Source organism: Pandoraea cepalis (assembly GCF_902459625.1).
Classification (GTDB): Bacteria; Pseudomonadota; Gammaproteobacteria; order Burkholderiales; family Burkholderiaceae; genus Pandoraea; species Pandoraea cepalis.
On sequence record NZ_CABPRY010000001.1, the window covers coordinates 99576 to 125330 of the forward strand.

The 25755-nt window shown below is 56.9% G+C and carries 21 protein-coding genes and 4 pseudogenes; 16 read left to right on the plus strand and 9 right to left on the minus strand.

The features are described from left to right. Positions 1 to 41: 41 nt before the first annotated feature. The 3 genes and pseudogenes from yidD to rpmH all read right to left on the minus strand — a co-directional run. Positions 42 to 251: pseudogene (gene yidD, locus PCE31107_RS23840) on the minus strand (membrane protein insertion efficiency factor YidD); the annotation flags it as partial. A 14-nt stretch (positions 252 to 265) separates the two neighbouring features. Continuing rightward, positions 266 to 772 (minus strand): ribonuclease P protein component, encoded by a 507-nt coding sequence (gene rnpA / locus PCE31107_RS00410; protein ID WP_150605808.1) that lies wholly within the window; start codon positions 770 to 772, stop codon positions 266 to 268. A gap of 61 nt (positions 773 to 833) precedes the next feature. Next, the gene (gene rpmH / locus PCE31107_RS00415; RefSeq protein ID WP_010806664.1) at positions 834 to 968 is read right to left on the minus strand and encodes a 50S ribosomal protein L34; all 135 of its coding nucleotides are present in this window, start codon (positions 966 to 968) and stop codon (positions 834 to 836) included. A gap of 279 nt (positions 969 to 1247) precedes the next feature. On the opposite strand from rpmH, the gene PCE31107_RS00420 reads away from it, so the two are divergent. The 4 genes from PCE31107_RS00420 to gyrB all read left to right on the plus strand — a co-directional run bounded on the left by PCE31107_RS00420 (position 1248) and on the right by gyrB (position 7321). Further along, a complete protein-coding gene (locus PCE31107_RS00420) occupies positions 1248 to 1622 on the plus strand; it encodes a hypothetical protein (protein WP_150605810.1) in 375 nt (124 codons plus the stop codon). A 163-nt stretch (positions 1623 to 1785) separates the two neighbouring features. Next, positions 1786 to 3318: a chromosomal replication initiator protein DnaA gene (gene dnaA / locus PCE31107_RS00425; RefSeq protein ID WP_150605812.1), complete on the plus strand. Its 1533-nt coding sequence runs from the start codon at positions 1786 to 1788 to the stop codon at positions 3316 to 3318. A gap of 240 nt (positions 3319 to 3558) precedes the next feature. After that, complete coding sequence (gene dnaN / locus PCE31107_RS00430) at positions 3559 to 4665, plus strand: DNA polymerase III subunit beta (protein WP_017232945.1); 1107 nt, start codon at positions 3559 to 3561, stop codon at positions 4663 to 4665. Positions 4666 to 4843: 178 nt separating this feature from the next. After that, complete coding sequence (gene gyrB, locus PCE31107_RS00435) at positions 4844 to 7321, plus strand: DNA topoisomerase (ATP-hydrolyzing) subunit B (RefSeq protein WP_150605814.1); 2478 nt, start codon at positions 4844 to 4846, stop codon at positions 7319 to 7321. 284 nt (positions 7322 to 7605) lie between these two features. On the opposite strand, the gene PCE31107_RS00440 is transcribed toward gyrB, so the two are convergent. From PCE31107_RS00440 to PCE31107_RS00450, 3 genes are read right to left on the minus strand one after another with little or no spacing between them, the layout of a single operon-like run. Further along, on the minus strand, positions 7606 to 8343 hold the full coding sequence (locus PCE31107_RS00440; RefSeq protein WP_150605816.1) for a hypothetical protein: 738 nt from the start codon (positions 8341 to 8343) through the stop codon (positions 7606 to 7608). After that, positions 8327 to 10717, minus strand: coding sequence for an N-6 DNA methylase (locus PCE31107_RS00445; RefSeq protein ID WP_174966509.1), 2391 nt, complete (start codon positions 10715 to 10717; stop codon positions 8327 to 8329). Before PCE31107_RS00445 ends, PCE31107_RS00440 begins: the two co-directional genes overlap by 17 nt. Before the next feature lie 15 nt (positions 10718 to 10732). After that, the gene (locus tag PCE31107_RS00450) at positions 10733 to 11248 is read right to left on the minus strand and encodes a MerR family transcriptional regulator (RefSeq protein ID WP_150605821.1); all 516 of its coding nucleotides are present in this window, start codon (positions 11246 to 11248) and stop codon (positions 10733 to 10735) included. 174 nt (positions 11249 to 11422) lie between these two features. On the opposite strand from PCE31107_RS00450, the pseudogene PCE31107_RS00455 reads away from it, so the two are divergent. The 9 genes and pseudogenes from PCE31107_RS00455 to PCE31107_RS00490 all read left to right on the plus strand — a co-directional run. Further along, a pseudogene (locus tag PCE31107_RS00455) lies at positions 11423 to 11728 on the plus strand (transposase); the annotation flags it as partial. A 726-nt stretch (positions 11729 to 12454) separates the two neighbouring features. Then, positions 12455 to 12877: a helix-turn-helix domain-containing protein gene (locus PCE31107_RS00460; protein WP_150605823.1), complete on the plus strand. Its 423-nt coding sequence runs from the start codon at positions 12455 to 12457 to the stop codon at positions 12875 to 12877. Positions 12878 to 13120: 243 nt separating this feature from the next. Then, positions 13121 to 13843 carry a TnsA endonuclease N-terminal domain-containing protein gene (locus PCE31107_RS00465; RefSeq protein WP_150605825.1) on the plus strand — a complete coding sequence of 241 codons (723 nt, stop codon included), beginning with the start codon at positions 13121 to 13123 and terminating at the stop codon, positions 13841 to 13843. Beyond that, positions 13806 to 15797: a Mu transposase C-terminal domain-containing protein gene (locus PCE31107_RS00470; protein WP_150605827.1), complete on the plus strand. Its 1992-nt coding sequence runs from the start codon at positions 13806 to 13808 to the stop codon at positions 15795 to 15797. Before PCE31107_RS00465 ends, PCE31107_RS00470 begins: the two co-directional genes overlap by 38 nt. Beyond that, positions 15794 to 16762 (plus strand): TniB family NTP-binding protein, encoded by a 969-nt coding sequence (locus PCE31107_RS00475; protein WP_150605829.1) that lies wholly within the window; start codon positions 15794 to 15796, stop codon positions 16760 to 16762. Before PCE31107_RS00470 ends, PCE31107_RS00475 begins: the two co-directional genes overlap by 4 nt. Positions 16763 to 17138: 376 nt before the next feature. Then, entirely contained in the window at positions 17139 to 17981 is an 843-nt protein-coding gene (locus tag PCE31107_RS23935; RefSeq protein WP_484549307.1) for a TniQ family protein, read from the plus strand. A 20-nt stretch (positions 17982 to 18001) separates the two neighbouring features. Next, a pseudogene (locus PCE31107_RS23890) lies at positions 18002 to 18346 on the plus strand (TniQ family protein); the annotation flags it as partial. Positions 18347 to 18646: 300 nt separating this feature from the next. Continuing rightward, positions 18647 to 19825, plus strand: a complete 1179-nt coding sequence (locus PCE31107_RS00485) for a helix-turn-helix domain-containing protein (RefSeq protein WP_246181671.1) — start codon at positions 18647 to 18649, stop codon at positions 19823 to 19825. A 293-nt stretch (positions 19826 to 20118) separates the two neighbouring features. Further along, positions 20119 to 20325, plus strand: a complete 207-nt coding sequence (locus PCE31107_RS00490) for an antitoxin VbhA family protein (protein ID WP_150605835.1) — start codon at positions 20119 to 20121, stop codon at positions 20323 to 20325. 457 nt (positions 20326 to 20782) lie between these two features. On the opposite strand, the gene PCE31107_RS00495 is transcribed toward PCE31107_RS00490, so the two are convergent. The 3 genes from PCE31107_RS00495 to PCE31107_RS00505 form a co-directional block, all read right to left on the minus strand. Continuing rightward, entirely contained in the window at positions 20783 to 21409 is a 627-nt protein-coding gene (locus PCE31107_RS00495) for an FMN-dependent NADH-azoreductase (protein ID WP_130024397.1), read from the minus strand. Between the two features lie 202 nt (positions 21410 to 21611). After that, on the minus strand, positions 21612 to 22046 hold the full coding sequence (locus PCE31107_RS00500; protein WP_150605837.1) for a carboxymuconolactone decarboxylase family protein: 435 nt from the start codon (positions 22044 to 22046) through the stop codon (positions 21612 to 21614). Positions 22047 to 22100: 54 nt separating this feature from the next. Then, a complete protein-coding gene (locus PCE31107_RS00505) occupies positions 22101 to 22532 on the minus strand; it encodes a GNAT family N-acetyltransferase (RefSeq protein WP_130027630.1) in 432 nt (143 codons plus the stop codon). A gap of 105 nt (positions 22533 to 22637) precedes the next feature. On the opposite strand from PCE31107_RS00505, the gene pdxR reads away from it, so the two are divergent. From pdxR to PCE31107_RS00520, 3 genes and pseudogenes are all read left to right on the plus strand, one after another. After that, positions 22638 to 24062, plus strand: coding sequence for a MocR-like pyridoxine biosynthesis transcription factor PdxR (gene pdxR / locus PCE31107_RS00510; protein WP_150605839.1), 1425 nt, complete (start codon positions 22638 to 22640; stop codon positions 24060 to 24062). A 21-nt stretch (positions 24063 to 24083) separates the two neighbouring features. Then, a pseudogene (locus PCE31107_RS00515) lies at positions 24084 to 24359 on the plus strand (LysR substrate-binding domain-containing protein); the annotation flags it as partial. Positions 24360 to 24694: 335 nt separating this feature from the next. Then, on the plus strand, positions 24695 to 25636 hold the full coding sequence (locus tag PCE31107_RS00520; RefSeq protein ID WP_130024400.1) for a LysR family transcriptional regulator: 942 nt from the start codon (positions 24695 to 24697) through the stop codon (positions 25634 to 25636). Positions 25637 to 25755 lie beyond the last annotated feature (119 nt).

Consider the following 25755-nt stretch of genomic DNA (forward strand, 5'->3'; position numbering starts at 1 on the left):
CCTTGGTCGGTGTTATCGGGAGCGTGACAGACGTGTCGAGCCGGCGGTACAGGATCGAAACCGCCGGGGTGAAACGGATGACAGCGACATAGACGCCGGGCCGCGAGATAAGTGCCGTAACCGGCACCGTGTTCGACGATGGCCTCGCGCGCGTAGTCGGAGCAGCTCGGATGGAAGCGGCAACGGTTCCCCAGCCAGGGACTGATCACCAGCTTGTAACCGCGCAGGAGCAACAACAGCACGCTTCGCATCTCGATTCCGCCTGTCAGTCCGGCCGAAGTGGCCGGTTGGGCGGCGCATGCCCGGGGTCGGGCGCTACCGTGTAGGACTCACTACCTTCTGTCTTGGCGTCGGTCGTGCGGCGCTTGCGGGCGGCTTTTTCTGCCGCGTCGAAGAGCTGCGCGAATTCAGCCTGGCACAGTGTATTCAACACTGGCGCGGCCGCCGCCGTGTACGTTCCCTTGTCGAAGCGCCGGGTCAGTCGCAGCACGAAGTCCCAGCCGGCCAGCGCGGTGCGGCGCTGGCGAAACATCTCGCGCGCCTGACGCTTGATCAGGTTGCGAGTGACCGCGCGGGGCGCGTGCTTCTTACCGACGACAATACCGATGCGGCCCTCATGAGGCGTGGCATCGGTATCGACAAGGGCGTCCGGCGCAGACTCGCGCCAACGCATATACAACACGAAGTGCGCGCTGCGGCGCAAAGGACGCAAACTAAAAACGGATGAAAACTCATCCGTTTTGAGAAGTCGCGCAGCCTTGGGAAACCCCATTGCCGGGACTTCGCGCCTTGCGGATTTGACGCGCAAACCGCGGTACGGCCGAGAACCGCGATTAGACGGCCAGGCGCTTACGGCCCTTGGCGCGACGAGCGGCGATGACCTTGCGGCCGCCACGGGTCTTCATGCGAACCAGGAAGCCATGGGTGCGCTTGCGGCGCGTCACGGAAGGCTGAAATGTACGTTTCATGATGCACTCACTGTGTGAAAAAATTCCCGCGCAGCAGCATCGTGAAACGCCACATGGACACCGTGAAAACCTGCAAATTCAAGGACTTTCACGCGCGGCCCAGCCGTCGGGAGTTGGATAGAATCCGGTTATCTTTATAACGAACCCGCTATTTAATCGGCTTTTCCGTTGTGTGTCAATAGGTTAGCCATGACACGCGATACGCCGGTACGCGACCGGCACCGTCGCCGGCGGAGATCCGCCAGCCAGCGGCCTTCCGGCGGTCGATGATGGCAGAAATTGCTTGAGTCGCTGATTTCTGCCGACAGGGAAACACCTGACGAAGAAGATATCCCGGCGGTCGCGGCAAATCGTCGTATTTGCTGGGCATTTGTGCAGGGACTGCGCAACGTCAGGCGGGTTAACGCGGCCCGCCCGCCCGGAGACGCCGGTGCTGTGGGCATTCCTGTGGATAACTCGCTTTGCCAACGCTTTGGCGGTAAAATCCCCCATCATTTTTTTTCCCAGCAGAGTACCGGTGACGCCGCCATGTGGACAGCGCGCCGGGTTTTGTCGTCTGCGCGCGCCGACACCGGCCGTACGCGCGAGGCAAAACCCGAACGCAGCGCCATGGTTCGTGGGTTGCCGGGCGCCTGCAATGCGCCGCCGGTCTGACTCGACCCCGGCCGGTCTGCCCGTCCCGGCATTGCTCGGGAACGGGGTCGCCGGCTTGGTTTGCGACACTCTGTCCCCATATCTGATGTATCGGATAGTGGGGGGGCATGAGCGTCGGCCGAACGAGTCGGACGAGCGCCCGCGCCACCTGGATACGCCCTGCATGAATGACTTCTGGCAACACTGCGCGACACGTCTCGAACAAGAGCTGACGCCCCAGCAATTCCGTACCTGGATCAAACCGCTGGCGCCGCTCGACTTCGATGAACAGGCGCGCACGCTCAAGATCGGCGCACCCAATCGCTTCAAGCTCGATTGGGTGAAGAGCCAGTTCTCCGGGCGAATCCAGAGCATGGCGTCGGACTTCTGGAATGCGCCGATCGAAGTAACGTTTGTGCTCGATCCGAAGGCTGGCATGCGCGTGCCGTCGTCGACTCCCGCCCCCACGCCTGCGCCGAGCGCAGCGCCCGCCCCGGCGCTTGCTGGCGGCGCGCGTGCGAATCCGGCCGTGGCTGCGTCGCAGGCGGCCGCGAATGGCGGTCGTGGCGCCGATTCGGCGTCGCTCGACGGTGAGCGCCCCGATCTGGAAGCGAGCGAAGCCGACGCGGTGCGCCGCAATTGGCGGGTGACGCCACAAGAGCCGGTGCAATTGGGGGAGGTCGAGTCGATCTACGAGCGCTCGAAGCTCAATCCCGTGCTGACCTTCGACAATTTCGTGACCGGTAAGTCGAACCAGCTCGCGCGCGCCGCGGCGATCCAGGTCGCGAACAATCCCGGCACGTCGTACAACCCGTTGTTCCTCTACGGCGGCGTTGGTCTGGGTAAGACCCACTTGATCCATGCCATCGGCAACCAGTTGCTGGCCGAGAAACAGAATCCGCGCATCCGGTACATCCATGCCGAGCAGTACGTGTCCGACGTGGTCAAGGCCTACCAGCGCAAGGCATTCGACGAATTCAAGCGCTATTACCACTCGCTCGATCTGCTGCTGATCGACGATATTCAATTCTTCTCGGGCAAGAGCCGAACGCAGGAAGAATTCTTCTATGCCTTCGAGGCGCTCATCGCGAACCGTGCGCAGGTGATCATCACGAGCGACACGTATCCGAAGGAGATCACCGGCATCGACGATCGGTTGATTTCGCGCTTCGATTCCGGGTTGACGGTGGCCATCGAGCCGCCCGAGCTGGAAATGCGCGTGGCCATTCTCATCAAGAAGGCGCAGGTCGAGGGCGTGGGGCTGTCGGAGGACGTGGCGTTCTTCGTCGGCAAGCATCTGCGCTCGAACGTGCGTGAGCTCGAAGGCGCGCTGCGCAAGATTCTGGCTTACTCGAAGTTCCACGGTCGCGAGATCACCATCGAACTGACGAAGGAAGCGCTGAAAGATCTGCTGACGGTTCAGAATCGTCAGATTTCTGTCGAAAACATCCAAAAGACCGTGGCCGATTTTTACAATATCAAGGTCGCGGACATGTATTCGAAAAAGCGCCCGGCCAATATTGCACGGCCGCGGCAGATCGCCATGTATCTGGCGAAGGAGCTGACGCAGAAGAGTCTGCCCGAAATCGGCGAGCTGTTCGGCGGGCGCGACCACACGACGGTGCTTCACGCGGTACGCAAGATCGCAGAAGAGCGCGGCAAGGATGCGCAGCTCAATCATGAGTTGCACGTGCTGGAGCAGACGCTCAAGGGGTAAAGCCGGGCGGATGCGCGGGGCGGCGGGCGGGGTAGCCGGCATCCCTGTGGATAAGCGGGGGGCGGTTTGGGGGAAACTGGGGTTTTCGGGCACAATAGCGGGTCGGCGCACAAAGCGTCCCCGGTTCGTCCACAGCGTTTTCCGCCCTGTTATCCCTTCTGCAAGCACTTGATCGATAAGGGAATCTTCGGGTTTTCAGCAGAAACTGGCACCCGTTAACAGTTACTACGAAGGATAAATATGCAATTGGTCAAAACTCAACGAGACAATCTGCTGCGGCCGCTGCAAATTGTGAGTGGCATCGTCGAGCGTCGCCACACGTTGCCGATCCTGGCCAATTTGCTCATTCGCAAGCACGGACAGGACATTTCCTTCCTGTCGACCGACCTTGAGTTGCAGATCACGACCACCGCCGACTGCGGTGCCGGCGCCGATGACGTGGCGACGACCGTGGCGGCGCGCAAGCTGCTCGACATTCTGCGCAACATGCCCGACGCCGAAGTGGCGCTGTCGCTCTCGGACAAGCGTCTGACGGTGCAGGCGGGCAAGAGCCGTTTCCAGTTGCAGACGTTGGCGGCGGAAGATTTCCCGACGGTGGCCGAGGCCAAGGACTACGCCGCGAGCTTCTCGCTGCCGCAGCGTGCGTTCCGCCAACTGCTGGGCATGGTGCACTTCGCGATGGCGCAGCAGGACATCCGTTACTACCTGAACGGCATGCTGCTCGTGGTCGAGGGCGAGAAGATCGAAGCGGTCGCAACGGACGGCCACCGTCTGGCGTACTGCAACACGACGATTGCCGGTGAAAAGTTTGCGCGTCAGGAAGTCATCATCCCGCGCAAGACGATTCTCGAGTTGCAGCGTTTGCTCGAGGACATTGACGACCCGGTGAAGATCGACGTGGCGCCGAGCCAGGTCAAATTCTGCTTTGCGAACGTCGAATTGGTGTCGAAGCTGGTCGAGGGCAAGTTCCCCGATTTCAATCGCGTGATCCCGAAGGGGTATAACAAGAGCTTCGTCATCAGCCGTGAAGAGTTGCATCGTTCGTTGCAGCGCGCGGCGATCGTCACGTCCGACAAGTTCAAGGGTGTGCGTTTCCTGGTCAGCGACAACTTGCTGAAGATCAGCGCGAACAACACGGAAAACGAAGAAGCGCAGGAAGAGATCGAGATCGATTTCACGGGCGAGTCGGTGGATATCGGCTTTAACGTGACGTACCTGCTCGACGTGTTGTCGAACCTCAAGGTCGAACAGGTGAAGGTGAGTCTGGGCGACGCCAATTCGAGCGCGTTGATCACCTTGCCGGACAACGACGAATTCAAGTATGTCGTGATGCCGATGCGCATTTGAGCGGATATTCCGCCGTACGCGCCGTCACATGCGCGAAGGGGCCGAGCGCCCCTTTGGCGTTTCTAGAGAATTATCCTTTTGCGGGATAAGCCGCCTTCGCGGCGCCAATGGCGCGCGGAGGGGGCAGGTCATGAAGCAGTAATTCGTCAGTTAATGACGCGGTAACCGGAAGATTGTCATGAGCGAACAGCAAAAGCAGGCCGATAGCGGCTATGGTGCAGCCTCCATCCAGATCCTTGAAGGTCTGGAGGCTGTGCGCAAGCGTCCCGGCATGTACATTGGCGACACGTCGGACGGCACGGGCCTGCATCACCTGGTATTCGAGGTGCTGGACAACTCGATCGACGAGGCGCTTGCCGGTTACTGCGACGACATCCACGTGATCATTCACGCGGACAATTCGATTTCCGTGACGGACAACGGTCGCGGCATTCCCACGGGGATCAAGTTCGACGACAAGCACGAGCCGAAGCGCAGCGCGGCGGAAATCGTGATGACCGAACTGCACGCGGGCGGCAAGTTCGACCAGAACAGCTACAAGGTGTCGGGCGGTTTGCACGGTGTGGGCGTGTCGTGCGTGAATGCGCTGTCCACGTACCTGAAGCTCACCGTGCGTCGCGACGGCAAGAAGCACTTCATGGAGTTCCACCAGGGCGTGCCGCAGAACCGTGAGCTCGAGGTGGTCGACGGCGTTGAGACGTCGCCGCTGAAGCTGCTGGGCGACACCGATAAGCGCGGCACCGAGGTGCACTTCCTCGCCGATGAAACGATCTTCGGCAAGGTCGAATTCCATTACGACATTCTCGCCAAGCGTATGCGCGAGCTGTCCTTCCTGAACAACGGTGTGCGTATTCGCCTGACGGATCTGCGCACGGGCAAGGAAGACGATTTCGCGTTTGGCGGCGGCGTGAAGGGTTTCGTCGAGTACATCAACAAGACGAAGACCGTACTGCATCCGACGATCTTCCACGTGACGGGCGAGCGCGACGGTATCGGCGTGGAAGTTGCGATGCAGTGGAACGACAGCTACAACGAGACGGTGCTGTGTTTCACGAACAACATTCCGCAGCGTGACGGCGGCGCGCACTTGACCGGTCTGCGCGCGGCGATGACGCGCGTGATCAACAAGTACATCGACGAAAACGAGCTGGCGAAGAAGGCCAAGGTCGAGACGACCGGCGACGACATGCGCGAGGGTTTGACGTGCGTGTTGTCGGTGAAGGTGCCGGAGCCGAAGTTCTCGTCGCAGACGAAGGACAAGCTGGTGTCGTCGGAAGTGCGCGCGCCGGTGGAAGAGTACGTGGCGAAGGCGCTCGACGAATTCCTGCAGGAGACGCCGAACGACGCGAAGATCATTTGCTCGAAGATCGTTGAAGCGGCGCGGGCGCGCGATGCGGCGCGCAAGGCGCGTGAAATGACGCGACGCAAGGGCGTGCTCGACGGCGTGGGTCTGCCGGGCAAGTTGGCGGACTGTCAGGAGAAGGATCCGGCGCTGTGCGAGATCTACGTGGTCGAGGGCGACTCGGCAGGTGGATCGGCGAAGCAGGGGCGCGACCGTAAGTTCCAGGCGATTTTGCCGTTGCGCGGCAAGGTGCTGAACGTTGAGAAGGCGCGTTTCGACAAGCTGATTTCGAGCGAGCAGATCGTGACGCTGATTACCGCGTTGGGTTGCGGCATCGGCAAGGACGATTACAACATCGACAAGCTGCGTTATCACCGCATCATCATCATGACCGATGCTGACGTGGACGGCGCGCACATCCGCACGTTGTTGCTGACGTTCTTCTACCGTCAGGTGCCGGAGCTGATCGAGCGTGGTTACGTGTACATCGCACAACCGCCGCTGTACAAGGTCAAGCACAACAAGGACGAGCGTTACATCAAGGACGAAGGCGAGCTGGCGCAGTACATGCTGAAGCTGGCGATGAACAATGCCGAGCTGACGCCGTCGACCGGGGCAGCGCCGATTGCTGGCGATGCGCTGGGCGAGTTGACGCGCAGCTACCAGTTGGCCGATGGCGTGATCGACCGTCTGAGCCGGATTTACGAGGCGTCGGTGCTCACGGCGGTGACCGAAGGCGTGGAGATCCAGCTGGACAACGAGGAATCGGCGAAGCGCACGGCTGCGGCGTTGCAGGCGGCGCTGAGCGACGATCCGTTGGCACCGGAGATAACGATTACGGCGGTGATGGAAGACGTCGAGAATGCGGAGCCGGTGGCGTCATTGCGCGTGGAGCGTCGTCATCATGGCAACGTGAAGCTGAGCGTGATCGACCAGGGCTTCCTGCAAACGGCGGACTATGCGCAGTTGCAGAAGACGGCGGAGACGTTCAAGGGCTTGATCGGAGAAGGCGCGACGATTCGACGTGGCGAGAAGTCACAGACGGTGTCGAACTTCAAGGCGGCGATGAAGTGGCTGATGGCGGATGCGGAGCGCAACGTCTCGAAGCAGCGCTACAAGGGGCTGGGCGAGATGAACGCGGCGCAACTGTGGGACACCACGATGGACCCGACGGTCCGCCGCTTGCTGCGCGTGCAGATCGAAGACGCGATCGCTGCGGATGGGATCTTCACCACGCTGATGGGGGATGATGTTGAGCCGCGTCGGGCGTTTATTGAGTCGAATGCGTTGAGGGCTGGAAATATTGATGTTTGATTGGTGTCGGTTCTCACAGTAAATGCAAACTGTGTCAAGTTAGTGCAAAAGTATTGTCACAGTTAATGCAAAAAAAGCCGAAAAGGCCTGCGCGCATTTTTGTTGGTGGCGTAGGGCGCCAGAGTGAGTGCGACTGGCGCCATACTTTTGCGATTGAGCGATATTTCAGCGCGCTGTGGGGATGATGCGGGGCAGCTGTTTGGAAAGCTACCGTCGCGCCACGAGGGGGATACTTCAACAGCCTGTTAGGCCCGGACGCCTCACGAGTCATACGCATCGGAGCGCTATCGTGCCGGCATGAATTCAGCGATTGCTGGCTCATTCGTAACAGGGGCGGGGCCTTTCGACGCTACCAGCGTCAGCTGCTCTGACATATATTCTGCAAGCCCACCGAGCCAGTTGATCAGCTGTGCCTTCTCTAAAAACGGGTGCTGAACAGTCGTTGGGCTTCCAGCCTGCCAGGCAGCATTCGTGGCGAAATGAATTCGTTCAATTTCCGTTCGTGACGCAACCTTCGCCGTTGAGAACTCCTTCGGCCTTTCGTCGGCGCTACCAGTTGCTCCGAAGGAGTCATTGGGCCTATCCAAGAAGTCCAAGCCGAGCAGGTGCCAATGAGGCTGTGCGTGCCGAGAGCTTCCAATGTCCCGGAGATCCCACTCCGCTCTCACTATGGGCGAAAGCTCCTTTCCAGCAAAGATCGAGACGCTGACCGAGGTCATTGCGAAGGTTGATTCGTACTTGTGGTCGAATCGCAAACGAAGCCCAAAGTAGAAACTGTCAGGAACTATGAAGGGGTGAATTGCCGCGACAGGCAGAGGCAACTTCTCATTTGCGCGAGTCTCGATGAGGGTCCCTGCCGTCTGGTAACGGTCAAGCAGGCAATAGAATGTTCCTATCATTCCTCCTTTAGGCTTTCTCTCAATCTTTATTCCCTTCCCCTTGCGCCAGTGCTTCTCCAATACCTTTTCGCAGGCAGAGATCAGGCCCTCGTCGTATGCGAGAAACTCAGGAGCTGATGGCATCGAGCGGAATACCGTAAGCCCCGCAGACGAGCTCGGTCAGAATATCGAGATCAACTGCCTCCTCTGACGCAATTCGCTTTCCCCACACAGCTAGATCTCTCAAAACTCGCAAATTTGCAGGTGTCGGAGCAAGGAGGGGCAGTTCGCCAACATACTTACTTGACAAGTCCCATTGTCCGCCACCAACTTGCGCCGACACTTGAGACAAAAGCTTTTCTGCAAGTCGACTCGCGAATACCGCTACGAGAGCAAGAGCATATTCGTCGCTCGAAATATGTTGCCAGTGCTTCTTGGATTCACGTGGTAACCATCCGTGGCCAACCACCACAACAAATTCCCCGGTTGTGTCCCATGCAAACGCACCTGTCTGACCAAAATATTTCGTTACGAGCTTTGGCTTTACTGCATATTGCCATTCTCTTGGCCAAATTAGTCCCCACCACGGCTGACTTGCCTTGACAAGGCTTCTACGTGCTGTAAGTTCTGATTTGTTCGGCCGAAGATACTCTTCATAGTATGCGGGCACGAGTCTCGCCAAATCGAGCTCTGAGTCGATTGGATCTAGCCCTGTTGTATAGGGATAAAAGATATAAGTTTCTAATTTAAGGTGCGCCTCGACTAGCGTAGCATTGGTAACGGCTGGTCGAAAAAATGCCCGTTCTGCTTCACTCATACGAGTAAAGAAATCCTTTGGCACTAAAAATACGTCCCCGCCCATGCGGACGCCTTGCTTGATGTCAAAGAGATTTTTCGCGGCTACCAGACCTTTTCGTTCCCCCAAAAGTCGCCCTAGTGCCCACCCCGTGTAGGGGCGCGGCAGCCAAGAGCGAGGTTCGTATATAGACGCCTTATCCCGATAAACAGAATAACCGCCTTCGCTAATTACAACATTCCCTTCAAGTTGAAATTTTCGAAGCCCGCGCAAAGCCTCGCCTACCGACCCTGGACGTGGGTCAGTCCAAACTAGCGTTGCGGGTTGTCGACTTGTCGTCCGCTTCGCAACAAAGAGACCGGATTGCACCATCGCGTGCATATAGAGCGATGGATTGGCAAGATTGACGATAACGACAGGCGAAATCTCTTCCAATAGAGCTTCACGAAGCTTCCTAGACGACGATGCATCGAAGAACGAGCGAGGTGCAACACTGGCGAGCACGCCATCACTTACCAACGCTTGGCTCGCCCGCATGATAAATACCGAAGCCAAGTTTGGTTTATTTGCCTGAAGTCCCATCAGTTGCCGTTGGACTGCGTCTTGTTCGGCGCCGTGCATCTCCTGCCAGGATTTGAATGGCGGATTCATCAAAATAACATGATTATCTGCCGGCCAACTCGGCTCAGTGACGGAGTTGTGACATTCAATCTGGACGACCACTCGCCCATTCCAGCTCGCCGCTTCCCATCCGAGGCTAAACTTAGCGATATCAACGGCAGCCTGAGACTGATCCCAGCCCCGTAGCAACACCCGCCCGCTAAATCCGTTAATTTCGAGAATTCTCAATGCTTCTTTTAGCAATTCACCAGACCCACAAGCGGGATCGAATATAACGATCTCTTCAATTCGTGAGTTGGAAAATTCGCGCAAGCCCTCTTCTGCTAGGGTCCTGGCAATTGAAGGTGGCGTGAAATACGCTCCATCGGTGATTCCCAAGGAGCGCGTGTTAACCACTGCGTCGAGCGGTCCTAATCCCGGAAGCCAATCTTCATCGGGAAGGACTACTTGTGCGTGTGCCTCCTGAAATAGTGCGCCTGAAGCGTGACGCAGAAGAAGGGCAAAGTCCGGGCGGAGCATCCTGAATGAACCGATTTTGCCTGCCAAACGATCAAAGAAGTAACCTTGGTCGGCCTCAGATATCGCATCAAATGCTGTCTTCCCGCTAGCTGGCACCGGCCAGTTTGCGGGCAATTCTCTCCCGAGCTCCGTCTCACTTGCAACGCAGCCGAGTAGATAGAGGAAGGCGCCGAGTGCGCTGAAGCCGGTCGAGCCTTCGCGCAGACTGGACCGCATGGATCTGAACACGCCAAGCGCATGGCTTACAACCGAATTTGAGCCATCGGGGCTATTCTTCTCCAGATATCGGTGGAACTCGTCCAAGTTCGTCCGAATGCTAGAAGTGGTATATTTTTCGGCGGAATCTGGTCGATCCCAGCGGACCACTTCAACGTAATTTCTGGTAACTGTTAGATGGTGGCCAATATTCGATGACCAAGCGGTAGCACTCCGGTCCAATAGCGGAATGCCCTCGTCTTCATCCAAGCAGAAATTGCCGGCGACCCCATTTAGGAGGACGTGCTTGGTATCTGTGTGCTGCTCACGATAGAGGGGAACAGCCAACAGGCCTAGGCCGTGCTGCCACGCGCGGTACGACAACATTATTTGATCCATACACTATGCCTTCGTGAAAACCGCTGTGAGCGGAAGCGGTAGGCTAATTTGTGAATCCGGCTCGTCGTTTTCACGAAGGCTCTGTACTAGCTCATCTACACAGCGAGCAAGCGGCACCACGACATGCAGGGAATTTCCTCCCTGCGAACTTCCTGTGGCTACCCGCTTAACGGAGTTGTTTTCGAGTTGAATAACCAGCGCCGTATGCCCGGATATCGCGTGAGGAGCGATCGCCCGGCACACTTCGAAGAGTTCTTCCGCGAAGCTGGAGACGAAGCTGACACCCATGCCGCTTCGTGCCACCAACAGGTAAACAACCTTTAGTGCGACAAGATCAGAGAATGAAAAGGACGCCGACTGTCCGTGGTGGTCAGCAAGAGGGGGCAACGCTCTCTTCCAGTACCGAAGAGTCTCCTGACCAATCCCGACAGCCTTCTGTACCTGCTGAGGGGTGTAGTGCATAATGTACGAAGTTGTTGTTAACAACAATTTGTTTGGCGGTATTGTACGACTTGGCATGCCCCCAGTCGAGGGCGATGAGCAACACTGCACTTTTAACAACACTGCACCATTCGCAGGGATGTCGACAATGACAGGTCCAGCTGCGCAGCTCGCACTAGGCGGCAGGTGTCAACGCCGGTTTAAATCTGACCCTCTGGGGATGCGGACAAAGGGTCAGTTCTTGGTGCACATCAACACCCAACTGTGAGCACGTCGTGGCGCAATGCCTGGGATCACGTGATTCCGTTCTTTGCGTTTCCACCGGACATCCGCAAGGTTATATACACTACGAACGCCATTGAGAATATCAACTCGCAACTGCGCAAGATCATCAAGACGCGAGGTCACTTCCCGACGGATGATGCAGCGACGAAACTCATTTGGCTTGCACTGCGCAATATCACCGCTGATTGGGGGCGTGCAGCCAAATACTGGAAAGCGGCCATGAACCAATTCGCTATCCTCTACGCCGATCGTTTCGTGCGACCGTCCGAGTGATTCCCAACCCGCCTTGAACACGGAATTTCTGACACCCCCTTCTTGGCGTGTGCTGAAGTCGATAGGTCGGCACTTTTGCAAACGAAGCGAAGTCGAACCGCGGCTTAGCAACGGGACATTCGAGTCTTGCACCGCTGCTGTCACCACGGTATGGCTGTGATGAGCGCACACGCAGACGATACGCTTCCGCCGGCAGTGACAACAGATATTCGCGGCTACTGTCCGGAAAACTACCTGTAGCCGCCTCACGGACGCCCACATCTGACGGTGAGCAATGGCCGACGAAGCAACGCTCGTTTTCGCCCATGGAATGGCCGTTTACTGAGTCGAGCCGGCGCCTGAACGTCTTGGCCGCTGGGTGGGCGTTTGACACATCATGGCCGATTCCTGCCTGACGCAATAGGTCGCTGCCGAGCCCGAATATCTCGTCGGCTCAGCGCCGCTCCGACGGTGGCTTCGGAAGTGGAAGCGTCGTACGGCCGGTCGCGAAAGCCGTTCTCTGAATACTAAGCCAACGTCTTTAAGACGGAATATCTCCGCGCAGTGTGCCGCCCCCTACGCTTATGCCGAACCCGTTTCCGCAAATTTACATATCTTGATGTGGCGATACTGCCCATGTTGATGGCGCAATCTTCAGTGAATTGAATTTCCCTTCAAGTTGTTGATTGACAATGATTTTTTGGGGATTTAGGCTTTTGGTAATTCGTATTGAAAAGCTGAGTCACAATGAGCCCATTCTCCCAATTCCTGCATGATCTGCGTATGCGGCGAGATCTGCGCCAAGCAGATCTCGCGGAACTGCTGGGGTATGAACAGAGCTACATATCGGCGTTGGAAGTTGGCCTCAAAGGGCCTCCCACAAACGAATTTCTTGATCGCTTGATACAAGCGCTTGACCTGTCAACATCAGAGCAGCACGACTTGCGTGCTGTCAGCCATGCTTCGCAGCGCAAGCTTGTCATCGAACCCGACGCGCCGCCCGATATCTATTGGCTTCTTACCGAGCTTCGCGACAAGCTACCGCGTATCAGTCCTAGCCAGGTCAGAATCATTCGAGAGGTGCTTGGCATGCGTGCGGCATCGAGCGACGAGCGTTCAGAGCCTATGCGTCGATTGAAGCGACGCAGAAAAGAGGAGGCCACAATGTAAAAACGGGACAAACCTTTCGGCTTGCCCCGCTGGTGTGAGCATCTGACGATACCCACGAGTTGGCACTTCAAGTATCTCCTTTGCCCCCTCCAGCGTCAAGCCGAATCCCCTATTGATACCTGTTAACCGCCGGGAATATTACTCGGCGAGGGCGTTGCTACGCCAAAAAACAGGCATATCCAACAATTGCAGCAGCGTTGGAGGGAATCGTTTTGCCTTCACGCTTAGCTGCGAGGAGAAATCATGTCCACTCACTCGTGGCATGGGAATTGGCGAGGACGCACGCCAGTAGGCGATCCCCATCGCCGGGCCAGAGAAGTCATCAGTCCATCGGGGGGCATCGTTCGCGGCAAATTTCCAAGCCGTAAGAACGGACGCATGGTGCATCACGAGGGCCTGCTCGAACTCGATGCCATTTACCTGTTTGAGACTTCGCCCCGGATTGTTCGGTATCGGGAGCAGCCGCCAACCATTCATTATCCGGACGGTGCCAAGGTACGGCGCTATACGCCCGATTTCGAACTGGTCTTGGTCACCGGAGAAACCGTGTCGATCGAAGTGAAGCCGACGCGCAGTCTCGCTGATGTCGCGGTTCACCACAAGCTGGCCTGCGTGGCTGCCCACCTAAGCCGCTCGGCCACGCCCTTTGTGATCCTCACGGACAAAAGCTTGCGCGAGGAGCCTCGACAGTCGAGCTTGCGCTGGCTGTACCACCAGGCGACGCGCGTGCCACCGACTGCCGATGCGATGCGCATCGTGCTCGATAGATGTCAGAGGCATTTCCCGATATCGATCAAGGAAGCGGGTGTCCTGCTCGCCGAATGTGGTGTCGACCCTTATAGCTTGCTATTCGCCGGATTATTGCGGTGCTCGTTGGAAACGCCTGTGTCCCTGGATGCCTTGCTCAATCTTACGACGGAGTTAGACGATGACTGGTTTTGCCTTGCGCCGGAACATGGCTTTTGACTGGAACGGCACAAAATACAGGATAGATCGCTTGCCGACAAATGAGGACGTGTTGCTAGAACGCGTCGAGGACGGGCAATTCTCCGTCGTTCGACGCGATCAGCTTCTCGCCGAGTATGGGCAAGGCCATATCTCAGCCGCACCACTGGCATCTGCTGGCGATGCCGCCTGCGAAATTTTCTCAAGACCCCTTGAAGATTTGCCCGCCCCCATCCGTCAAGCCTTTGAGCGTCGGCGGCACTACCTGCAAACTATTCTAGATGCCGGGAAACCCGCTTTTACTAAAGCTTATCTGAGACCGCTCATCCTCATGGCTGCGGGGCAGATTGGGGATGACAATCCGCCTGATGAAACTACCGTGTACCGATGGTACCGCCGTTTTCAAGCTAGCCTGGATACGCGAGCGCTCATTCCGCGGACAGACCGACGAGGCTCGCGCGATCTAAAACAAGACGGGCCAGTGCTGAGCTTGATGTCGAGTGCGATAGAGGAGGCGTTCAAGGTGTCGCCACAGGCCACCGGGCGAAATATCTATACGCGATTGATCGCAAGCATTGACAAGGAGAATCGCGGGCGGCTTCCAACGCAGCAGATGAAGCCTCCCAGCCTGAGCACCGTATATCGCATGCTTGCACGTGTCGAAGCATATGATCGTTTGTCTCTCCGAGACGGGAAGGCCGCCGCAGACAAACGCTTCAGAATCGTTAAAGCCGGTGTGAAGACGGAGCACATTCTGGAGCGCGTCGAGATAGACCACACGCCCCTCGACCTCTTCTTGATTGACGAAAGAACTTGGTTGCCGTTAGGTCGACCCACGCTAACCGTGGTGATTGACCACTTCAGCCGGATGCTGCTCGGTTTTCATCTGAGTTTCGACAATCCATCCACTGCGGCCGTCATCGGTGCACTTCGACACGCGATTCTACCGAAAAGGCCCGTAGCAGAGGCGATGCCCGGCATGAAGACCGAGCACAAATGGAATTGCTACGGCCGGCCGGATGTCCTTGTGGTGGACAACGGTTTGGAGTTTCACGGCAATGATCTGGAAAGCGTCGCCTATGACCTGGGTATTCGAATCCAGTTTTGCCCCAAGCATCAGCCGCGCTTCAAAGGTGTTGTAGAGCGGTACCTCAAAACCATCAACTACTTTTTCGCACATCAGTTGCCTGGCACCAGCTTCGCTCGCCTGCATCAGCGTGGCGACTACGATCCCCAGAAGCACGCACTGCTGACATTTGCCGAATTCAATCATCTGTTCGAGAAGTGGGTCGTCGATGTTTACTCACAGACACTGCACAGGGGCATCGGCACAACGCCTTGGGCAAAGTGGGCCGAGGGGCAAACGCGCCGAGAGCCCGATTTACCGACGAATTTGCGCACGTTACAGCGACGTATTGGACAGGTCAGCGAGCGCGCGTTACGGCAGGATGGCATTCAGTTAAACGGCATCCGCTACAACGGAGACGCGCTTGGCCCTATCCTGCGCGCCTTCGGAGTAGGTATTCAAGTACGCGTTCTGTACGACCCGGAAGACTTAGGCGAGATTCAAGTATGGGGGCCAGACGACACGGAACCTGTCGCCGTTCAAGCACTCGACCAGAGCTACGCCAGCGGATTGACCGTGCGACAAAACAATCTGATCCGTAGCCTGCTGCGCGAACAGGGCGCTACTAAGGAAGACCGGACTTCCCTGGAGAGAGCTCGTCATGAACTCTCACGGTCTGTCGGTGAGTTGATGAGCAGCCGCAAACAGCGCGACCGACGCCGGGCAGCAACCATTCTTGGCATTAGTAGCAGCAAACAGGAAGAATCGCTGTCTCAGTCCGCGAAGCTAACAAAATCGCCCCAATCTCCATCGAAAACGATTCCGTCGGTAGGCAGGGACAGCCAGCTACCGCTGCCTCTGGTTTTGCCAGCATTTCAACTTAAGAGAGCCAATGGAGGGCAACCGTGAATTCCCACGATATATACAACGCGATCAAGCGATTTGATGAGGACTACATCCTATTCCCGCCGTTCGTTGCAGCAACACAGTCCATCGAGACCAATCTTGGTCTTTATCGCGAGACCGGCCTCGCCCAGCACTTGCTGGTCTTGGGTGAAAGTGGGACAGGCAAAAGTAGTCTGTGCCGCTGGATCGGCCAGAAATACCAACGCTTCGAGCTATCGGATAGAGACATTTTGCCGGCACTAATCGTAACTGTACCGCCTGCGGCCACCATCGCGAGTGTCGCCGAATCGATGCTTGTGAAGCTCGGCGACCCCAGTCCAGCAATGGGCACGATATCGAGCAAAACTGCACGCGTTATCACACTCTGTCGCGAGTGCCGTGTCGAGATTGTTCTTTTCGACGAAGCGCAGCACGTTCACGATCGCGGAAAAACCGCAACGCACTATATGGTCGGTGATTGGATCAAAAGCCTCATCGACGAGCTGAGCGTACCAACTGTCTTCCTAGGGTTGCCGCGCCTCGAGCAATTGCTGCAGGTGAATGAACAGTTGCGTCGGCGCTTCTCTCGGCGGTTGCGCCTGGCTTTGGGGCAAAGCGAAGTAGATACCATCCATAACGAATGCTTGCAGTTATTTATTTCTCTTGGCGCGTGCATTCCTCTTACTCTGTCGTCTGGTCCATATGGTTGGGGTGAAATGGGCATGCGACTGTACTACGCAAGCGATGGTCGAGTGGCATACATAAAGAAGCTGCTGATCGGTGCATTACGTCACGCCATGGAAATGCAAATTCCCGAAATAGGACCGGCGGTTTTAGAACGTGTGTTCATCGATGATGTTTGGTCGGGGGGCATTGGCAAGCTCAATCCCTTCAATCTTGAGTTCGAGTTTCGGCGACTTGACCGAGGCAACGAGCCTTTCGAACGCGGTAGTTATGCCGTAAGGAAGCCTCGAGGGGGGAAGGCATGATCCCGCAGACCGCGCTTCCAGTGAGGCCTGTGCTGAAAGAGGGGGAAATCCCAGCCGAGAATGTATACGGTTCGCACTGGTCAAATGGTCACTTTGTTCGGAATCCAGTGTTTTGTGCTGTTGATGCGCCCTGTAACGGCAGTGAGGAGAATACAAACTTTGAGTTGGTCCAGCGCTTACTGAACAGTAATAACTGCCTGAATCGGCCGTGGTGGGCTACCCGGCGTCTTGACCCAAACGAAAGCGGCGAGAGGCGCCCAAAATGGAGCGGGCTCCGTTTTGACCGAATGCGGTTTCGCCGGGGTGGCGAGCCATTCCAGACGTTTGGAGAAATTGGGCGGCGGAGAATGCCATGATTGAAACCGCAACGTTCGATATGTACCCAGTGCGGCTTGAGCCGAAAGCCGGGGAGAGCCTTCCCGGGTATTGTTGGCGATTCTATCGGGGAAACGGGCACCAGCCGCCCAAAGCCTTTAACAAGGAGACGTTTGATGTTCGGCGTGGGAGTCAGCGCCGCGTGGGGGCCTCCGCATTTGAGCACGTATTTGGCATAGGGCGCATCAGCCCCATTGTTGACGCCGAATCGGAAATGGCTGACCTCGCAAGGAAATTTGAAGCGAAGACGTGGTATCGCCGGGCCAAGGTTAGTCGACACTGCGTGACGTGCGTCGCCCTGGGACGCCCACACTTGTTGAAACATGACTTGCCTCTTGCGCGAGCGTGTCCTGAACATTCATGTTGGCTGATTTCTGGATGCACAGGCTGTGGGACAACACTGGGTTGGAGAAGTATCGGTGCCGGTTGGCACTGTAGCAACTGCGGCCTTTACTTGGGTGGTATGAAAGCGGCGCAGGCCCCCAAATGGGTATGCGAGCTGAGCAACTGGCTAAATTCTTCGATCAACCCGTTGAACGCTGCGCATTCGGCGCACGTCGCCCCAGACGATCGGAGGCCGACGCCTCCTGGGAGTCGATGCATCGTCAGCCTCTCTGAGCCGTTTGGCTCTGCACTAAAACTACTCGTTGACGTCGCCTCGGCGGAAGCGATGGGCGGCGCAACCCCAGTTGGCGAAAGCAAAAAATTCTCGCCAAACAATCGATTGAGCAACCTACTTACGGGCTACCTGGAACGCGTGTCGGACGTCGATCTCAAATTCCTCAAGGAGCTTCTGAAGGATGAGGCGATATACGAGCAGATCTGTACGAGGATTGCGGCTTGAAAAATCAAGGCACAGATGCCATGTTGCCTGTTCGGCCTAGGCCCGCTAAAGGGGAGTCGACCATGGCGTATCTAATGCGGGTAGCTCGGGCGAATGGCTATATGTCTGTTGGTCAGCTTCGCACGGCTATTGCTTCCTCAACGCCGGCTCCATTCAGTGAACTGTGTCAGCGGCTTCGTCTGGGCGCAACTGAGCAGTCGCGGCTTTTTGGCGTGACTCCGAGGAACTGGGCGGGATGTTTTTCCTTGCCGGGGTTAGCCCAATCCGCCTTCAATCAGACGTACCGACGGTGGTGTCCGGCTTGCCTCGGTTCCGATGGACTTTTCCTGGGCATGTGGGAAATCAAGCTTGTCTGTATTTGCATCCGGCATCGTGCATGGCTATGCGACGTCTGTCCGCGTTGTAAGCGTTCGCAGAGCTGGCATGGCGTGAACTTATTGAAATGTGAATGTGGAGCCGAATTGGCGCATGGTGCTGGTGAGCGAGCCATAGCTGCGGAGGTTATGCTGACTCGCGCCCTGCTGGCGTTTGAGCATGAGGTGCCTGCTGCGGAGGGCACGCCTCCGCTTGACGCTGCAGCGACGCACCGGTTGGTACTATACGTTGGGAGGTTTGGCACGAATTCTCAGCCAAACCGACCTGGCCAAGTAGCAGGATTAAGCCGTATGTCGACAGCGCGAACGCTCGTTGCTGGCACAGCTTCGCTATTGCATAACTGGCCCGGAAGCTTCTACACGTTGTTGGCATCGCTCCAACAGTCGAGTGCTTCATCTTCGAGTGTGCGACGAGCATTCGGAGTTTTATATCACGTTCTCTATGACGATCTGAAACCGCCGTGTTTCCAGTTTTTGAGAAATGCATTCGAAGACTACCTGAGTGAACACTGGTGGGGCATGGTGTGCAAACGGAATCGCTTATTGAGGCGCGAAACCGTGGCATCACATCCGCGCATCACATTGCAACAAGCCGCGACAGCAGCAGGCGTGGATCGGGCGGTCATACGTCACCTGGCGCAGGCAGAGTTGATTCCAATAGACCAGGCGATCTACACATCCGGAAGGCGAGCCAGCACGATGCACCAACGCGACTTGGTTGGTTTGGTCACGCTGGTGGAGGGCGCCGTTACGCTGAAAACGGCATCACATTTGTCGCAAATTTCGGAGCGTCGGCTGCGCGAGCTGATCTCGGATGGAATCATCAAGCCTTTGGTGTCTCGACATTCTCAGCGTACGGCCGCATGGCTGATTCCGAAGGTCGAATTGGATCGGCTGCGTATCGTTCCGAATGCACCGGACATTGCGGCAGGGATAATCTTGCTAGATGTGTTCAAGTACTGGCGTTTGCGCGAGCACGAAAGTACTCAGTTAGTCAGAGCAATTCTTGATCGGGAAATCTCGACGCACGCTCCTCACAAGGCGGCTGTGCCGCTGGGACTCGCAAAATTGGACCGCGTTACGGTTAAATTATGGTTGGCAAGTCAGCGTGACGCAGCGGAGGCTGCTATGTCCGTTGATCAAGCCGCCAAGCTGCTCGGCGTAAAGCAACAGGTCGCGTACAGTTTGATTCATGGTGGATATCTACATTCATGCTACGACGCCGGTTTAGGGCATCGTGTTTCGATGGAGCAAGTGGAATCGTTCAAGCAGGAATACGTATCGTTGGCTGAACTCGCTAGACAATACTCCCGCTCGCCTCGCGCGCTTCTGTCCGAACTCCCAGCCAAGCCTGCGTGTGGCCCCACCGTGGACGGATGCCGTCAATACTTCTATCGGCGCGCCGATCTGGCGCCTCGCAAACGATTGTCACGAACATCGGAGCGATCGTATCCGGAAAAACGGCACTGACCGGAAATGGGGAGCACTCTCCACCTGTGCAAAGTGGAGAGGTACAAAAAACCTGGTCAACTCGGTTAGGGCTGGTGTGCCACGGAAGATTCGCCTGGCAATTGCCGCTGTCGGCGAAGGGGGGGCGGAATGCGTAGGCTCACAGCACTTCTCCCGGAACGGCGACATCGAAAAGCGGGGGAACGACAGGCGTGATGAAGAACTCCCACGGAACGGTGCGCAGTTTTTTGAGGAATTGACCCTTGACGCAGGTAAAATAGTAGAGAATTTCGCGCGTTGAGGCTGTGTCCGCTATGGGCAAAAATCCGAATCCAAAAATCAGTGACGAGGAACGCGTGCGGCGGAAGGCGGCCATTGACGTTGCCCGCGGAAGTGTGCGCTTTGAAGGCATCATCCTTTCCGACGCCGTCGAAGAAGCTAACCGTCGGTTCATTGAAGGCGAGTTGACTGGGGACGAACACATCGAGGCAGTAAAGGCCGCCGTTGGCTGGAAAGGTTAGCGTTCGAAATTTGGCCCCTGCCGATCTTTGCACTATTCGTGACACAGAGTCCTCGTTTTTGCATTTATCGTGACATGAGCGGCTGGTCCCTGTGTCGACGAAAATGCAAATACCCTTCGGAATCAGCGGTGCGTTTTGCACTTACTGTGACAACCGACAATTGGTGCCGTAGATAGACGCATAACCTGAGAATTTGGGACCCATAAGTTGAGAAGCTTATGGGTCATTTTTATTTATAGTCAAAAATTATGGGCGATTCCTTTGCGCGCGCCGCATCGGCAATGTCCCATAAATCTTCAGTGTGAGACGCTGAAGGCGCGTAGTCCGGCGAAGGTGGAGTTATGAAAAAATCCCCCCGCTGCGGGGAGTTCTGGGGGTGGTCAGATCGGCAGGGGTTACTCAACCAGACCATTTGATTTAACAAACGGGTGATCGACTTGATTCCTCATCGGGTCTCTCACTCCACTCTGGAGTCGATCTTCATTGTATCCATTGTGGTGATCAGAGCATTCTGACTCGCCATCAACTGGTCGCTATCGAGGAACGCGGTCGCCTGGAGGGGAAAGAATTGCAGCGAAGTCAAACCAATGCAGCCAAACGCGGCTATCAAATATGGCTTCAGGAAGTCTGGCTGCTTTGCACGATCACCTGTAAATACGCCTCCGGACGCGATACCGATATAAACGGGCTTGTCTTGCAGCAGGCCAAATTTCTCTCCTGTTGGTGATGCTCCAATCGTGCGCCCCATCCGAAGAATTTGATCGATCCAGGCCTTGAGTACAGAAGGGACCGTGAAATTGTGCATCGGCGTACCAATGACAAGAACGTCGGCGTCCTCAACCTCCTGGATCAATTCTTCCGACAAGACTGTAGCCACGCTCGACTGTTCAGAGGTCAATGCCGTTGGCGAGGAAAGAACTGCGGCGTAGCCGGCCTCCGTATGGGGTATGGGGACCTGACCCAGATCACGACGTATGACGCAGGCATCGTGATCAATGGCAAAAAGTCGCGCAACAATCGCGGCGGAAAGCTTCCGGCTATGCGACTCTTCTCTAGGACTGAAATCCATGTGCAGAATTTTCATAGGGCACTCTCCAATGGCTTTACGAAACCGACAATTGCGTCAGGCAGACCTTCGCACAAGGAAAAACGACGCGCCGTAATATTTGTCGCGGCCGTATCAAGAACCAGTCGTTTGCAGCATTCCTCGACGCTTAGCGTAGGCGGCGAAGTCCCGATATCACCTCTGGAACATTCCAGATGGCTCTTCCAAGGGCTGTGTGCCGTTATTGCCGCATCCCGACCGCCAGTCGGTTGAATGCGCTCATCAACGCAATGGCAAAGCACAGGTCCGAAATTTCGACATCGCTGAAATGCGCCTTGAGTGGCTCGTAATCCTCGTCAGGTGCATGCGTCTGGTCCACATGTGTCAGCGCCTCCGTCCAGGTCAGTGCGGCGCGCTCCCGTTCGGTGAAATGCTCGCCCACACGCCATCCGGCGAGGCTGTCCAGCTTGGCATCCGGCACGCCACCGGCACGTAGTGCCTTTGCATGCATTTCCAAGCAGAAAGCGCAGCCGTTGATTTGCGACATCCGCAGCCAGACCAACTCGATCAGCTCCTTGCCGAGGCTGCTCTTCTCCAGAGCGACTTTCGTAGCACCGAACCCACGGTAGGCTTCGGGAGAGAGCGTGTGATAAGGCAAACGTTTCGGGATACTCATAAAAAAACTCCTATAAAAAAGTTAGAGCGCAATCGCGTTCGTTACTTGGGCGAATTACAGCGGTTGGCGGAAATGCATCCCCACGGCCAAAAGGCCTTGACGGAAATAAAATCGTTGCCCAAAGGAATTTCCCAAGGCGGTATCCAGAACGAAATTCGCACAACCTTGCTTTTTTGCTTCGTCGCGCAACGTATTGATCAGTTTTCCACCAAGGCCTTCGCCGCGGGCGTCGGAAGTTATCACCAAATCGTCGACGTAGAGAAATCGTCCATACAGCAGATTCTCGTAGATGCGATAGCCGGCCAAACCTTTGACTTGTTCGTTCTGCCATGCAGCCAGCAGACGATATCCGTGTTCAGCCTGACGACGCACTTGCGCGGCAAATGTAGCGGTATCGGTCAAATGAGGGCGCAATTCGCGCATGACGTTAAAGCACGCCTGGCAATCCTGGTCACCGTCGACATGCCTCAATTGCAAGGTGTTCATATGGATATTCCTTATGTGAAGTCCTTGTTGAATAGCCAGTACTTTAGGAAAATTATGGCCTACCGAATAGGTGTAAGAATTGAATAATTTCATGGGGCATTTCGTATGGACTCGCAGCACCTGAGACCGAGCCAAGAGCGCGATGCGCCGATCTATCTGCAGTTGTATCGGCGCTACCGAGAGGCGATTGCTAGCGGCAAGCTCCGTCCCGGAGATCGCGTGCCGTCCGTGCGTAGCCTTGCCAGCGAGCTGAACCTGGCGCGTGGCACCGTCGAATTGGCCTATCAGATGTTGGCGAACGAAGGCTATTTCGTAGCGCGCGGCGCTGCCGGAACAGTCGTGTCCCCCCGGCTTGGGAGCTTGGCTGAACCAAGTCACGCCAAGGTGTCAGTGCCTCTTGTCTCAGCGTCGCCTCGCCCTCAGGCTGCATTTAGTGAAGCGCTCCCGTTTCAACTCGGCTTGCCGGCATTAGATGCATTCCCGCGAAAGGCCTGGTCGCGTCTAGCTGGACGAAGCCTGCGGGCTCTGGAGACGATGGCTATGACCTATCCCGATCCAGGGGGGTATGAACCCCTACGTCGCGCCATTGCCGCCTATTTGGGCATCTCACGCGGCATTACATGTTCACATGAGCAGGTGTTCGTGACGACGGGTTATCGAGGAGCACTGGAAGTAGTGTGCCACGCGCTGTTGAAGGCCGGAGACTTGGGCTGGTACGAGGAGCCAGGATATATCTTCGCCCGACAGTTCTTGGAGCGCGCAGGAATGCGCTTAGAGCCTGTGCCGGTCGATGAGGAAGGTTTGAACGTGAGAATCGGTCAACGACGTGCGGCTCATGCGCGTTTCGTCGTGGTTACTCCTACGCACCAAAGTCCGATGGGCGTTGCCTTGTCGTTGCCGCGGCGACTGGAACTTCTAGAATGGGCGAGCCGTAGCGAAGCATGGATTATCGAGGACGATTACGACAGCGAGTTCCGTTATCACGGTCGCCCCTTGCCGGCGTTGAAAAGTCTGGATCGTGATGGGCGGGTAATTTATACCGGTACTTTTAGCAAAGTTCTGTTCCCTGGCTTACGGCTAGGCTATCTGGTTGTACCCGCATCTCAAGTTGGCAGGTTTAGAGATACTGTGAACCACTGTCCCGGCCCTGGCTCAATTCTTCTCCAGGCCATGGTGGCAGATTTTATGGAACAGGGGCACTTTGGCAGGCACCTACGTAAAATGCGAACCTTGTATGCGACCCGCCGCAGCTATTTGGTTGATGCAGTGAGTCAGACGATGGGAGAACTCTTGCATATCCAGTCCCAAGCAGGCGGCATCCATGTTTTGGCTAGCCTGAATACCGGGCAGGATGACCGGATATTGGCGGAGGCTGCTCAAGCTAAAGGGCTCGCCATTCAGGCACTGAGCAACTGGCGGATGCGCAAGTCACCGCAACAAGGTTTGTTGATGGGGTTCGCCAACTTCGAAACAGCTGAAGAAGCTGTGGCGTCCGTCCGACGCCTCAAGGTGGTATTGGCCAAGCACTAATCTCAGGCCCGCGACCGAGGCGATGTCCTGCCGACCGGCCCGCTGCGGGTGACCAATTCCGATGCGCGCCTGCCGATGCTGCTGGAGGGGCTCGGCATCGCAGAGCTGCCGGAGTTCATCGCGGGCGAATATCTGAGCGACGGACGGCTCGAGGCGATCCTCACCGACTGGTCGTTGACGAAGGGCGGCCTGTATTTTGTGACGCCGTCGGCGAGGGCACGGCCGGCGAAGGTGAGCGCGTTGTCAGACTACTTTGCCGAGCACCTGAGCGAACCGACCTGGCGATGGCCAAAGTAACACATTTCATCAGCCCGCCACGTCATTGCAATAGCGCAACGACACGTTTCAATCACTTCTTCTTTGATCCGAATTTGGCCGAGCGGATCAGTCCCTGCCGTCAATCTGTAGGGAACCACGGGCTTTGTGACCAAGCAGCCGTGCAACGGGTATCTCGACAAGTCGGCAGTGGACGACGACGAGCCGGACCGTATGTGATCGTGTGGTGAGCGTCGCAGTAGGTGACGCCGCGACGGTTTGCGTATCATGACGCGATAACTTCACGGGATTGCCCGAGATTGCGCTGCCGCGCGCGTTGCGCAATCCGCCGTGACGCCTATCGCCGACGAACGATCATGATCACCTTCAAGCAAATCGAAGCGCTCTACTGGGCCAACAAGCTCGGCACCCACGCTGCGGCCGCCGAGCGGTTGCACACCACGCAGTCCGCCGTGTCGAAGCGCATTGCCGAGGTCGAGGAGTTTCTTGGGGCGACGTTGTTCGACCGCAGCGGCCGGACCATGCAGCTCACGGCGAAAGGGCGCGAGGTGCTCGAACTGGGCGAAGAGATCCTGCAACTGCGCGACCGTCTGCTGGAGCGCATGGGCAAGCCGGTGGACGTGGTGCGCCGGTATCGCATCGGTGTCACGGAGCTGATCGGCCTGACATGGTTGCCGAAGCTGGTGCAGGAGATGCGCGAAACGTATCCGCTCGTCTCCATCGAGCCGGAGATCGATCTGAGCACGGCGCTTACGGTGAAGTTGCAGCGCGCCGAAATCGATCTGGCGATCATTCCGCTCACGGCCACCGGTCCCGGTTTCACCGCCGTGCCGCTCGACACGATGGCGCTGCAATGGATGTGCAGCCCTTCGCTCGTCGACACGTCGCGCACGCTTGCCCTGAACGAAATCGCCCAACATCCGATCCTGATGCAGATCGACACCTCCGGCGTGGACGCCGTGTTCGATCGCTGGTTTCAGACCAAAGGGCTGGCGATTCGCCGCATGTACGCGGGCAACAGCCTGAATGCACTCAGTGCGCTCACCGTGGCCGGTTTCGGTGTGAGTTACTTGCCCGACCTGTATTTCGACGATCTGGTGCAGCAGGGGCTGCTCAAGCGCATGCCCGCGGACGAGCCGCTGCCGACCGTGCGGTACTACGCCGTCTATCGCAACGACGGTCCGGTGGCATTCAACGCCGATATCGCCTCGCTGGCGCAGCGCCTGTGCGATTTCCGCAAGCCGACCTTCCAGCCCGCGCAGCCCCCGTCGGCCCCCACCTCCCCCTCTGCGAGCTGACCCGGCGCGGCTTCCCGCCACTCTGCGCGCGAAGCGTGAAAATTTTTCCGACTTGAAGACGCCTTTTATTCGCTAGTTTCAAAACGGCGTCATCCCCATACTTGTCTGCAAGAGACGCA